Genomic DNA, 12,619 nt, shown 5'->3' with positions numbered 1-12,619 from the left:
CCTCTGCAACGCTTGCGGACCGCGTCCCGGTCGCGCCATCCACATCAATAGGTAGACCGAAACGGTCGGTCACTGACCGAGCCGGCTGGCGACCCCTCTGCGACCGTCGCCGTGTGACGGACTCGCTGGTCATCTCGTACTCTTATCGGACAGCCGTCCTCGATCCGCTGCTTCCGTCTGTCTCGCGACGGCTTCCCGACGGAAAATGGCTCCGCTGATCGGCGGGTTCGCCCCCAACGTCGCGTGGTGTGTTACTGCTCCCAGTCCGGCAGGTCCCGCTCGACGAACGACCCGTGACCGGGGTCTGCGACGATCTCGCCGTCGTCCGCAACGAGTTCGCCCCGGACGAACGTCTGCTCGACCCGTCCGGTCACGTCCCGCCCTTCGTAGATCGAGAAGTCGGCCTCGGAGCCGTTCTCGTCGGCGTCGATCGTGTAGGTCTCTGCGGGATCGAACACGACCACGTCCGCGTCGGTCCCGGGCTCGAGCGTCCCTTTCTCCGGCATCCCGAACGTCCGTGCGGGATTGGTCGACATGAGGCGGACAAGGGCCGGATACGAGAATCCACGCTCGTGTACTGCCTCGTCGTGGAAGACTGGCAGGCTCGTCTGGAGCGCGTTCGCGCCGAACGTGCTGTCCCACCAGTTCTCGACTTCCTTGCTCTCGCGTTTGTAGCCGCAGTGGTCGGTCGAGACGACGCTGAGCGCCCCGCCGCGGAGGTGTTCGAACATGGCGTCGACGTCGTCCGGCTTCCGGATCGGGGGCGCGATCATCGGCAGGTTCCCGCGCTCCGCGAAGACAGAGTCGTCGTAGACCGTGTAGTGGGTACAGGTCTCCGCGCGGATCTGACTGCCGTCGTCCTGATAGCGCTCGAGAACCTCCGCCGACTTCCGGCAGCTGGTGTGGAGGCCGTAGTACTTCGCGCCGGCCTCCTGGGCCATCCGCGCGACGTCGTCGGCGGCCATCGCCTCGGCGTAGTCCGGCCGGGACCGGGGATACCACTCGGGGTCCCCTTTCCCCTCCGCTCGGAACTGCTCGGTCAGCTGGTCACAGACCGTGGCGTCTTCCGTGTGGAAGATCCCGACGGCGTCTAGCTCGGCGATCCGCCGCAGCGCTTGATTCATGAACCCGTAGGAGACGCCGTGTTCGTACGCGGTAAACAGCTTGAACGATGTCACGCCCTCTTCGAGGGCCGGCTCGAGTTGCTCGATCGTCGCATCCCGTTCGGTGGCGAGCACGCCGTGGGAGCTGTGGTCGACGAGGGCGTCGGCGGCCGCTTCTTTCTGGGCTCGAATCCCTTCGACGAGCGTCGTCTCGGGTTCGTAGATGCTCGTCTCGCCGTCCCAGCCTTCCCAGGCGAAGTTGACGAACGTCGTCGTCCCGCCGAGCGCGGCGGCCTCGCTTGCCGTCTGGTACGTGTCGATCGTGAACGGATCCTCTCCGACGTGGACGTGGGGATCGATCACGCCCGGCATCACGAGCCTGTCGCTCGCGTCGATCCGCTGGTCGGCGACGGGTAGCGACTCCTCCGCGCCGACGGCGGCGATCGTCTCGCCGTCGATCGCGACCGCCGCGTCGATCGTTCCCGTCGGCGTCACGACTGTTCCGTCGGCTATGATAGTGTCTACCGTCTCGGGCGACATACGTAGCCAATTATGTCGCTGGTATAAATATATTCCCCGGCTGTCCCGTTCCCGACCGGCCGGTTCGAGAGCCAGCGACCGCCGGGGTTCGGCAGTCGATTCCGGCGGCAAGCGCCACTCGGTCAGTATATAGCGTGATATAAGGACGAACTAGTCAACCGATATATTTTCGGCATCTGTGGTTTACACCCATATAATAGTAAGAAATACACGTGAGTACCGAGGCGATCGCCTCCCAATGGGCGGCTATCGGCGTCTCGTCTCGAAGGCGAAGAGCTGTGAGAGCCAGAAACGGGGCCCCGATCCCGGAGCGCCCGCTCGAGGCCGCTCGGTGGACCCGGGAGCTATTCGTCCGCGGACGGCTCGGTCGATCCGATTCGGAAGATATCCGGATAGCCTGCGATCGCTTTCGGCTCGGGGGAGCCGTAGGTCAGCACGTCGCTCGTCGTCTTCCCCAGGCGGACGACCCCCTCGGCGAGGACGGCCGCCGCGGCCACGCTGTCGATGACTGGAACGGGAAGGGCCTCCTCGAGTTCCCCGTCGAGCCCGCCCATCCCGGCACAGCCGAGACAGATCACTTCGGCGCCGTCCTCCTCGATCGCGCGCTCGCTCGCCTCGAGCAGCGCGTCGACGGCCGCGTCCCGGGTTTCCTCCGTCTCGACGACGGTCAGATCGGTACACCGGACCGAGGCACACTGCGACTCGAGGCCGGTCGTCTCCACCCGTCGCTCGATGAAGTCGCGGGCCCGCGGGATGATCGTCGCGACCGAGAACGTCGCGCCGAGCATGTTCGCGACGTACATCGAACTCTCGGCGATGCCGACGACCGGGGCATCGGTCACTTCCCGACACGCGTCGATCCCGGGATCGCCCCAGCAGGCGTTGACGAACGCGTCGAACTCGTCGGCGTCGCGCCTGATCTCCTCGAGGACGCCGGGGACGGCCAGGTAATCGTCGTAGTAGGACTCGATACTGATCGGGCCGCTGTCGGGCGACACGGCGACGAACTCGGTGTCATCGCTCGTGTGCTCGTCGCCGACCCGCTCGATGTTGTCAGTCATCGCTTCGGTCGTGTTCGGATTGATCGCTTTGATTCGGATGGTCACGGGAATCGTCTCTCGTTCGCGTTTTCGTCTCGAATGCCGTGCGTCTCTCGGGCCCCGCCGTCCAGCTCAGCCATCGCCGTCACCGTTTCGCAGCCGTTCGCGCCGGGCGGTCGTGGCCTCGCGGTCGACGGTCCCGTCCGAATCCAGGACGACGCCGTAGACGCGCTCGGCCCGGTCGGGACTGAGAAGCCCGTCGCGGACGTCGTCCCAGACGTCCGCGGGATCCCTGTCGACGGGATCGCCCCAGCCGCCGCCACAGGGCCCGGTGAGGCGGATCCGCTGGCCCGCGTCCATCGACCGGTTCTCGAGCTTCGAGCCCAGCGAACGCTCGCCGTCGGTCCCGGCGTCGAGGGTGACGGCTCCCGTCGAGCCGTCGCGGCCGCCCCCGACGCCCCACGGAGGATACGTGGTGCCGTCGCCTTCGATCGAGACGCGGCCATCGTCGGTAAACTCTATCTCCCGGACCGGCCCGATCCCGCCCCGGTGTTCGCCGGCCCCGTCGCCGTCCTCGCGGAGCTCGTAGCGGCTGATCCGCAGCGGGTAGTGGCTCTCGATGTCCTCGATGGGGTTGTTCCGAGTGTTGGCGTACAGCGTGTCCACCGCGTCGAGCCCGTCGGCGGTCGGCCGAGCGCCGTAGCTCCCCGAGGAGATGTCCATGTACACCCAGTACTCGTCGTCCGTGACACCGCTGAAGGTGCTGATCTTGATATTGCCGACGCCGGCACAGGTCCTCTCGGGGACGACCTCGGCGAGCGCCTTCAGGGTCAGGTCGGCGAGTCGGTTCCCCGGACAGAACCGGGCGATCGTCGGCGCGGGGAACCGCGGGTTCGCGATCGTCCCCTCGGGGGCGTCGACCGAGACCGGACGGGTAATCCCGTCGTTCTGTGGCACGAACTCGTGGGATTCCGTGTCGAGCAACGTCGAGCGGATCACGAGCAAGATCGCGGGGACGACGGTCCCCTCGAGGGGCATATTGATCGGACGGTTATCGAGCTGGGCGTCACACCGCGACAGGTCGACGCGTATCTCCGAGCCGTCTATCTCGAGGTCGACGGCGAGGAAGACGTCCTTTTCGGCGGGATCCGATGAGTCGAGATAGCCGTCGATGTACCCCTCGGCGGAGTAGGTGCCGTCGGGCAGCGCCGCGATCTCGTCGCGGAGCCGCCCCTCGGAGTAGTCCATCATCGCCTGGCCGGCCAGCGTGACGGTGTCGCGCCCGTGTTCCGCGAAGAGCCCTTCCAGCCGGCGCGCGCCGGCGCGGGCCGCGGAGATCTGGGCCTCGATGTCGCCCATCACCATGTCGGGGACGCGGATGTTGTCGGCGATCAGCTGCCAGGCGGTCTCGTTTCGCTCGCCGCCTTCGACGATCTTCAGCGCGTCCAGCCGGATCGATTCGCTGTAGGCGTCGATCGTCTCGATGATGCAGGTCCCCGGCTTGTCGGCACCGACGTCCAGGTGGTGGGCCGTCGTCACCGCGAACCCCATCAGGTCGCCGTCGTCGAAGACCGGCACGATGACGCCGAAGTCGGGAGCGTGGCTCGCGCCGTAGTACGGATCGTTGTGCAAGATCACGTCCCCGGGCTCGAATACCTCGCCCCGGTCCTCGAAGAGGTCGATGACCCCGCCAACGTACGCCGGTATCGGTCCCATCTGGAGCGGCGTGCTGTCGGTCTCACAGAGCTGTCGCCCCTGCTCGTCGAGGAGGGCACAGCCGAAGTCCTCGGACTCGCGGATGATACTCGAGTAGCTCGTCCGGGTGAGCTTGTGGCCCATCTCGTCGCAGATGTTCTCGAGGCTCCCCGCGATCACGCGCTGCGTGATCGGGTCGATCGCCTCCCGGGGGTCGTCGACGTCGAGGCGCGGTGCGGTCTGTGCGGTTACGGATCGGTCGGATCGGTCTGTGTCGGACATCGGTCTCACTGGTGTACCGCGTCGTTTCGTAGTTCGATATCGCCGTACTCGAGGACGCGAGCGGTGAAGTCGGGCGGGACGAGGATCGTCGAATCGGTCTCGGCGATGATCGCCGGTCCGGCCAGCTCCTGGCCCGCGCCGAGCGCACGCCGTTCGACGAAGGGGGTCGCGTACGCGGTCGGCTCCCCGTCGCCGCCGAAGTAGACGTCTCGGGTGTCAACGGCCAGGTCGTCGATCGCGGCGTCGGGATCGCCGATCGGCACCCGCTCCGAGGAGGGGAGCCGCCCGCGGGCGGTCGCCCGAAGGTTGACGAGTTCGACGGCGTTGTCCGGGAAGTTGTGCCCGAACTCGGCCTCGTGCATCGCGTCGAACGTCTCGCGGATCGCCTCGAGGTCGGGGACCGACTCGTCCGTCCCGATCGGCACGCTCAGCTCGTAACCCTGCCCCTCGTACCGACAGTCGGCCGACAGCTCCACCTCGATGCGATCGCCGTCGACGTCCGCGTCCCGGAGCTGGTCGGTGACCGCGGCCGTCAGCCCCGCGTATTCCTCGCGGAGCGCGTCGCGGTCGACCGCCTCGAGCAGCGAGAACTCGGTCGTGATTCGGTCGTACTGCAGGTCGGTCGTCGAGAGGCCGACCGCGGACAGGACGCCCGGGTTCGACGGGACGAGCGTCCGCGGAATGTCGAGTTCGCGCGCGATGCTCGCCGCGTGCAGCGGTCCCGCGCCGCCGAACGCGACGAGCGTGAACTGTCCGGGATCGCGTCCCTTCTGGACCGTCTTGGAGCGGATCGCGTTCGCCATGTTGGTGTTGACGATCTCCAGGACGCCAAGGCTCGCTTCGATCGGGTCGATCCCGAGCGGGTCCGCGAGCGCCGATTCGATCGCCTCTCGTGGGGCCGCCGTCTCGAGGCCCAGCTCGCCACCGAGGAAGAACTCGTCTCTGATCCGCCCGAGGGTGACGTGCGCGTCGGTCACAGTTGGCTCCTCGCCGCCCCGGTCGTAGGCGACGGGGCCCGGAACGGCGCCCGCGGACTCGGGGCCGACGCGGAACGCGCCGCCCGGATCGACGTAGGCCACGCTGCCGCCGCCGGCCCCGATCGTCTCGATGTCGATCATCGGTATCATCACCGGATACCCCCCGATCTCGGTTTCGCGGACGTTGGCTTCGACGATCTCGTCGTCGGCGACGATGCCGATGTCGGCGCTGGTCCCGCCCATGTCCAGCGTGATGACGTCGGTCGCTTCGTCGTCGGGGACCGTCGCGTCGCTGCGCCACTTCGCGCCGAGGATCCCCGCTGCCGGGCCCGACAGGAGCAGCGACACCGGCGTCTGTCTGACCATCTCCTCGGTCGCGATGCCGCCGTTTGACTGCATGACGTGGAGGTCCGCGTCGACGCCGAGGTCGGCGAGCTGTCGCTCGAACCGGGCCGCGTACTCGATCACCGGCGGGCCGACGAACGCGTTCATGGCGGTCGTCGTGAACCGCTCGAACTCGCGGAACTGGGGGTACACCTCGTTCGACGTAGTGACGTACGCGTCCGGGTGGACCTCCTCGACGATCTCCTTGGCCCGCCGCTCGTGGGCGTCGTTGAGATACGAGAAGAGGAACGCGATCGCGATCGAGTCGACACCCGCCTCCCGGAACTCGGCCGCCGCGTCGGCCACGGCCGATTCCTCGAGTTCCCGCTCGACGCTGCCGTCCGCCGCGATCCGCTCGGGGACTGTCTTCTTGTATCGCCGTTCCACGAGCGGGCGGTCCTGCCACGGCACGGACTGCTGGATCGAGTAGTTCTGCGGCCGCTGGTGGCGTCCGATGTGGGTGATGTCGCGGTAGTTTTCGGTCGTGATCATCCCCGTCTCGACGCCGTCGTACTCGAGGACGGTGTTCGTCGCGATCGTCGTCCCGTGGAGCACGTAGTCGATCTCACCGGGGTCCGTGTCGGTCATCGCACAGAGCTCCCGGATACCGGTCAGCGCGCCCTCGGACGGATCGTCCGGCGTCGTGCTCACCTTATGAATCCGCTGCTCGCCCGTTTCGTTGTCGACAAAGTAGACATCCGTGAACGTCCCACCGATGTCTACTCCAAGCAGTTTCATTTACGTCCGTCTATTTCGAATTACTCTACAAAAATCTTTCCGTATAACCTATCTTCGGCCACTGACACAAACGAATGTTTCGATAGCTCTGATATAATACAACGATACCTTCACGGCATCGGTTTCGGCCCCGCACCGCTGCTCCGTCGGCCGATATCGCTGTAATGAAAACGCTTTTATCACCACCGGAACAAGAATTTGCTTCACAAAGATTCGCCGAACGGATGGATATTGTTCCATCCGTTCACGAATCCGGAGGACTATACGACTATGACAACGACGACTTTCGATCGACTCGGGATCTGGAACTGGGAGCGACCGGACATCAACGACGAAGTCCGGTACGCGAAATACGCCGAAGACGCGGGGTTCGACTCGGTCTGGCAGGGTGAGTCTCGGCTCGTCCGGGACGCCATGTCGGTTCTGGGCGCGTACACGCAAGTCACCGACGAGGTCGATCTGGCCACCGGTGTGACGAACTGTTACACCCGGAACGTCGCGCTGATGGCCCAGACGTTCTCGACGCTCGACGAACTCTCCGGCGGCCGAGCGAAGCTCGGCGTCGGCGCGTGGTGGGACCCGCTCGCCAGCAAGGTCGGTATCGACCGGGAGCAGCCGCTCCGTCGAATGTGGGAGTACTGTACGGTCACCCGGAAGCTCCTCGACCTCGAGAACGTCACGTACGAGGGCCAGACCCTCTCGGTGGAGGACATCGAACTCGACCTCGTGCGGTCGGACGCCGAGGCCCGGTCCGTGCCGATCCTCATCGGCGCGACGGGGTTGACGATGAACGAGATGAGCGGCGAACTCGTCGGGGAGGGGATCGTCGACGGCGTGATGATGAACTACCTCATCCCGCCGGAGCACAACGAGAAGGCGATGGCGAAGCTTGAGGAAGGGGCCGAGCGACGGGGCGGGTCGCTCGACGACATCGACCGCCCACAGCTCATCGCGGTCTCGATGAACGAGGACGCTGACGTCGCGATCGACAACGCGCGCAACCTCGCGACCCAATACATCGGCCAACAGCCCCACATCCGGAAGGCCTGCGGGATCGACGAGGACCTCGGCGAGGCGGTCTCCGAGCGGCTCGGCGGCTGGCCGGCCGACGCCGAGGCGATCGAGGAGGCGAGCGAGCTGGTGTCCGACGACGTCGTGACGAACATCGTCGCCGCCGGCACGCCGGAGGACTGCGTCGAGCGCGTCGGGACGTACTGCGAGACGGGCTGTACCGAGCCCGTACTCTACTCGCTCGACGACAACGTCGAGGAGGTAATCGACGTGTTCGCGGAGTACAAAGCCGAGTAGCGGTTCGCCGACCGGCCCGTTGCTCCGACCCTCCGTCACCGCCTCGAGGCCGAACGGTCGGCCCGTCAGATCCCGTCGACCCGCGCGACGGCGACGGCGGCGGTCGGCAATGCGTTGATATGGGGGTGGCCCGTACGGGTCGGTATGTCGACCGACGACAGTTCGGACGGCGAGGCGTCGCCCCTCGAGTCGCTACTGGCCCGAACGGCCGACGAGACGCGCGGGACGATCGATATCGACGGCGCGATCGGCGAACGCCTCGAGGGCGACGCGGCCGTCCGACACGTTCTCAGGGGCCGAATCGTCGACTACGAGACCGATACCGATGACCGAGACGCCCGGGAAGACTCCCGGACGCGAAAGGTCGTGAGCCCCGGTGTCGACCTCCTGACGCTGGTCACCGACGAGGGGCTGATCGTCGTCGTCCAGCGGCCGGAGGGGGTCGACCACGAGTTCCTGTCGATCCCCTACGCGAGCCTGACTAACGCCGCGCTCGAGACTGCGGCCGGGAACCGACGGCTGGTCGTCCGCGGCTCGAACCGGTACTACGTCGATGTCGGGAAGAGTTCCGAGGCGGCGTGTACCGACGCGCTCGCACACGTTCGGGAGCGGATCGCGGCCGGCGACGAGCCCTCGAGCGAGCCGGCGACGTCCGGCGAGGACGCCGCGGCCGATCCGCTGGAGACCCTCGAGCGACTCGCCGACCTCCGCGATCGCGGCGCGCTCACCGACGAGGAGTTCGCGTCGAAAAAACGGGAGCTACTCGAGCGCCTCTGATCGCGGTCAGTTCGACTCGCGGAACTCCGACGCGACCGCGTCCATCTCCTTGAACTCGACGTCGTCCTTGCTCAGCATGTGCTGGATGAGCTCCTCGAGCCGGGAGAGCCGGTGGCCCTGACCGATCACCTGCGGGTGGAGCGTGAGGATGAAGACGCCGTCGTCGACGTGTTCGTGCATCCAGTCGAACTGGTCGTAGTAGCGCTGGAACAGCGAGTCCTCGCTGACGTAGCCCATCCGGTGGGGACGCGACCAGGTGAACGTCAGCGCCGGCCAGTCGTCGCGCTGCCACGAGACGGGGAGCTCGACGATGTCGGTCGGCTCGCCCCGATCGTACGCGCCGTCTTCGGGCGCGCTCCAGTCGCCGTACACCCAGTGGGGCTCGAAGTCCGACGCCATCTTGCTCGAGTCCCACTCGATCCCGACCTCCTCGAGGATGTCGAGCGTGTTCTCCGAGTAGTCCCACGCGGGGGAGCGGTAGCCGGTCGGTTTCCGGCCGGTGAGATCGACCATCGACTCGATCGCGCGTTCGATGTCCGCCTTCTCGTCTTCTTTCGTCTCGTAGGTCGCGGGCCCGGTGTGGCTCCACCCGTGGTGTTGGATATCGTACCCTCGGTCCCAGATCTCGCCGCTGATCTCCGGGAAGCTATCGATGGTGTGGCCCGGCACGAACCAGGTCGCGGGTACGTCGTACTCGTCGTGTAAGTCGAGGAGCCGCGGCGCACCGACCTCGGCCCCGTACACCCCTCGCGAGTGGCGAGTCGGCATATCCCACGAGTCGTAGGACCAGAGCCAGGTCGATACCGCGTCGAAGTCGTACGTCAGGCATACTGTCGAAGTCATTACGCCCGTTTCCTCGGAGGCGACCGGCAAAAGCGTTTCTATACGAACGTAATCTGGCACTCCTAATCGTGACAGAAATGTCTCTGAGTATGGCACGGAAGTGGATAAACGGGCACCAAAGAGCAAACTCTTGTCCGGTTTCGCGGCTTGAGAGAGTCAGGACCGCCGGGAGCCGTAGATGACGAGTACGCCCGCGACCGCCAGCAACACGGTCGAGAAGACGGTCGTCAGCGTCCCGAGCGCGAACAGTTGGGGGGTCACGCGCTCTGCGGACGCGATGCTGAACACCTCGATCGGCATCGTCCGATCGCGGCCGATGAGGAGCAGTCCACGTTCGGCCTCGTTGTAGGACAGCGTGAAGGCGAACACCGCCGCACCGAGCACGGTCGGCGTGATCTGTGGCAGGATTATCTCGCGGAACGTCGTGAGCCGGTCGGCTCCCAGCACCCGCGCGGACTGTTCGTTCTCCGCGAGGTTCGGCGGGAACCCGGCGAGTAACACGATCACCGCGAACGGGAGCGTCCAGACGACGTGGACCGGCAGGGCCAACCAGACGCTCCGCTCGAGGCCGAGGAGGTTGGTGAGAAAGAGGTCCGCGCCGACGCTGTAGGCGATCCCCGGCGTGATGATGCCCAGGATGATCAGGTAGAGAAACAGCTTCCGGCCCCAGAACTCGTAGCGATAAGCCAGGGCGGCCGCGGTCCCAAGGACCGTCGTGATCACCGTCACGACCAGTGCCAACTGCACCGATCGAACGATCGACTCGATCATCGACTCGTTGGCGAACAGGTTGGCGTACCACTCGAGCGTAAAGCCCTGGTAGGGGGGCGTGACGCCGCCGGTGTTGAACGAGAACACGAGCAGCGAGATAACCGGTGCGTAAATGAAAAGCGAGATCAGTACGAAATACGCGACGAGGAACCGTTCGGTGCCGAAGCGCTCGATGAACCCGGTGAGTGCCGATCGCTGTGGGTCGGCCTGCTGCGTCGATTGCGTTGTTGCCATCTATTCGGAACACCACTCTGTACCCACATAAATGTATTGTGATGGGATAAATAGTACGCCGGACGTAGGGTTTTTATCCGATTGATGGCTGTATCTTCTCGATGACAACCCGACGCGATTCCGAGACGGGAACGGAAATCGAGTTTCCGCAGGCCAACATCGCCGCCGCACGCGCCGTTTCGACCGCCCTCGAGTCGACTGTCGGCCCGACGCCGAGAGACACGCTGATCGTCAACCAGCTCGCCGCCCAGCAGGACCCGGATCCGGGCCAGACCGCGATCGACGACTACACGGTCAGTAGCGACGGAGCGACGATCCTCGACGCTCTCCCGCTGTCCCATCCGATCGCGCCCGTGATTCGACGGATCGTCGGACCCGAACGACCCGGCGAAACGGACGTCGACGGCGAAGCCATTCCCGACGGCGTCTCGAGTACCGTCGTCTTGCTTGGCGCGTTGCTCGAGGAGAGCGAGTCGCTGCTCGAGCGCGGCGTCCACCCATCGACCATCGAACGGGGCTATCTCGCCGGGCTCGAGCACGCCACCCGGACGCTGCGGTCGCTGTCGCGGCCGATCGGCTCGTTCCCGGACGAGCGCGCGGCGAACGTGTCGATCGCCCGCTCGGCGATGACGGGGAACGACGTCGGCGGGCAGGGCGACACGTGGGCCGAGATCGCCGCCGAGGCCGTCGCATCGGTCGGCCCCCCGGACGAGGTCTCCTTCGCAGTGCGCCAGCTCCGCTCGGGCTCGATCGCCGACTCGCGGCTCGTCCGCGGGACGGTCCTCGACCGGGACGAGATCGTCGACGATCGGATGCCCCGGACCGTGACCGACGCGACCGTGCTCGCCCTCGAGGGGTTCAAGCGGGACACGGCCAACGACGGCAAGACGGGCGGGCTCCGCGACCCGGACTTTCAGCGAGACGGCGAGCGGATCCTGATCGACTCCCCGGACGAGATCGGCGAGTACGAGGCCGTCTTCGAGCGCCGCCGCGAGCGGATCGCCGACGGACTCGTCGAGGCCGGTGTCGATGTCGTCGCGACCCGGCTCGGTATCAACGACGCCTTCCAGGACTTACTCGCCGACCGCGGCATCGTCGGGATTCGGGGCGTCAACCGGCTGAAGCTCACGCAACTCGCTCGAGCGACCGGCGCGACGCTCGTCACCGACCCCGACGACATCGATCCGGCCCACCTCGGAACCGCCGGACTCGTCGAGGAACGGCGAGTCGAGCCGCGCCGAAACCGAAAAGCCCGCCGACCGATCGTCGTCTTCGACGACTGTCCCGAGCCGGCCTCGGTAACGGTCATGCTCAGAGGGGTCCGGGGGCAGCTCGCCGAGCAGGCGACGACGGAGGTCCGCAAGGCCGCGGCCGCCGTTGCGGCCGCGAACGGGCACGGCATCGCCCGACCGGGCGTCCTGCCGGGCGGCGGCGCACCCGAACTGCAGGTCGCGCGCACGGTTCGGGAGGCCGCGCCGGGCGTCGACTCCCGAACGCAACTGGCGCTCGAGGCGTTCGCGGATGCAGCCGACGGTTTCGTCTCGCTTCTGGCCCGGAACGCCGGACTGGACCCGCAGACGACGCTCGCGACGCTCCGCGCGCGAACCGACGGCGACGCGACGGCGTCGGTCGGACTCTCGCTGCCGGACGGGGCGATTACGGACGCGTTCGCGGCCGGAATCGTCGATCCGCTCGACGTTCGGCTGGGATGTTACGAGGCCGCCGTCGAGGTCGCGACGATGATCCTCCGGGTCGACGACGCGATCGACGCGACGTTCGGCAAGGAGCCGACGGAGCCGGGTGATGCGATCTACGACGAGCACGCCGAGAAACACCAGGACCACCTCGAGGAAACCGAAGACACGATCTGGGACCAGTAGCCGGTCGCTCGTCCATCGGTTTCTCGTCGCGCGCAGAAAAGAACGCC

General features: G+C 66.4%; 9 protein-coding genes. 3 read left to right on the top strand and 6 right to left on the bottom strand.

Annotated features, from left to right (window positions below; translation table 11 throughout):
* Positions 1–251 precede the first annotated feature (251 nt).
* From C489_RS14310 to C489_RS14295, 4 genes are all read right to left on the bottom strand, one after another.
* On the bottom strand, positions 252–1,643 hold the full coding sequence (locus tag C489_RS14310) for a dihydroorotase (RefSeq protein ID WP_006432021.1): 1,392 nt from the start codon (positions 1,641–1,643) through the stop codon (positions 252–254).
* A 344-nt stretch (positions 1,644–1,987) separates the two neighbouring features.
* Positions 1,988–2,749: an aspartate/glutamate racemase family protein gene (locus C489_RS14305; protein WP_006432020.1), complete on the bottom strand. Its 762-nt coding sequence runs from the start codon at positions 2,747–2,749 to the stop codon at positions 1,988–1,990.
* 66 nt (positions 2,750–2,815) lie between these two features.
* Positions 2,816–4,660 (bottom strand): hydantoinase B/oxoprolinase family protein, encoded by a 1,845-nt coding sequence (locus C489_RS14300; protein WP_006432019.1) that lies wholly within the window; start codon positions 4,658–4,660, stop codon positions 2,816–2,818.
* Between the two features lie 5 nt (positions 4,661–4,665).
* Entirely contained in the window at positions 4,666–6,759 is a 2,094-nt protein-coding gene (locus C489_RS14295) for a hydantoinase/oxoprolinase family protein (RefSeq protein WP_006432018.1), read from the bottom strand.
* 231 nt (positions 6,760–6,990) lie between these two features.
* Here C489_RS14295 and C489_RS14290 point away from each other — a divergent pair, with 231 nt between their 5' ends.
* Positions 6,991–8,067, top strand: coding sequence for an LLM class flavin-dependent oxidoreductase (locus tag C489_RS14290; RefSeq protein WP_006432017.1), 1,077 nt, complete (start codon positions 6,991–6,993; stop codon positions 8,065–8,067).
* Between the two features lie 144 nt (positions 8,068–8,211).
* Positions 8,212–8,844, top strand: a complete 633-nt coding sequence (locus C489_RS14285) for an SHOCT domain-containing protein (RefSeq protein WP_006432016.1) — start codon at positions 8,212–8,214, stop codon at positions 8,842–8,844.
* 6 nt (positions 8,845–8,850) lie between these two features.
* Here the strand turns inward: C489_RS14285 and C489_RS14280 are convergent, their stop codons facing one another.
* Both C489_RS14280 and C489_RS14275 read right to left on the bottom strand, forming a co-directional pair.
* A complete protein-coding gene (locus C489_RS14280; protein ID WP_049890902.1) occupies positions 8,851–9,612 on the bottom strand; it encodes a polysaccharide deacetylase family protein in 762 nt (253 codons plus the stop codon).
* A 231-nt stretch (positions 9,613–9,843) separates the two neighbouring features.
* Positions 9,844–10,692: an ABC transporter permease gene (locus C489_RS14275; RefSeq protein ID WP_006432014.1), complete on the bottom strand. Its 849-nt coding sequence runs from the start codon at positions 10,690–10,692 to the stop codon at positions 9,844–9,846.
* Positions 10,693–10,793: 101 nt separating this feature from the next.
* Between C489_RS14275 and C489_RS14270 the strand changes: the two genes are divergently transcribed.
* On the top strand, positions 10,794–12,572 hold the full coding sequence (locus C489_RS14270) for a TCP-1/cpn60 chaperonin family protein (RefSeq protein ID WP_006432013.1): 1,779 nt from the start codon (positions 10,794–10,796) through the stop codon (positions 12,570–12,572).
* Positions 12,573–12,619: the final 47 nt, after the last annotated feature.

This window comes from Natrinema versiforme JCM 10478, from assembly GCF_000337195.1.
GTDB classification, from domain to species: Archaea; Halobacteriota; Halobacteria; order Halobacteriales; family Natrialbaceae; genus Natrinema; species Natrinema versiforme.
The sequence above is the reverse complement of the archived record's forward strand: the minus strand, read 5'-3'. Positions and strand labels throughout refer to the sequence as shown.

What these genes read in the sequence shown, in the direction of transcription:
- C489_RS14310 (WP_006432021.1), bottom strand. Translation starts at nt 1,643, where the DNA reads ATGTCGCCCGAGACGGTAGACACTATCATAGCCGACGGAACAGTCGTG.
- C489_RS14300 (WP_006432019.1), bottom strand. Translation starts at nt 4,660, where the DNA reads ATGTCCGACACAGACCGATCCGACCGATCCGTAACCGCACAGACCGCA.
- C489_RS14295 (WP_006432018.1), bottom strand. Translation starts at nt 6,759, where the DNA reads ATGAAACTGCTTGGAGTAGACATCGGTGGGACGTTCACGGATGTCTAC.
- C489_RS14285 (WP_006432016.1), top strand. Translation starts at nt 8,212, where the DNA reads ATGTCGACCGACGACAGTTCGGACGGCGAGGCGTCGCCCCTCGAGTCG.
- C489_RS14280 (WP_049890902.1), bottom strand. Translation starts at nt 9,612, where the DNA reads ATGCCGACTCGCCACTCGCGAGGGGTGTACGGGGCCGAGGTCGGTGCG.
- C489_RS14275 (WP_006432014.1), bottom strand. Translation starts at nt 10,692, where the DNA reads ATGGCAACAACGCAATCGACGCAGCAGGCCGACCCACAGCGATCGGCA.
- C489_RS14270 (WP_006432013.1), top strand. Translation starts at nt 10,794, where the DNA reads ATGACAACCCGACGCGATTCCGAGACGGGAACGGAAATCGAGTTTCCG.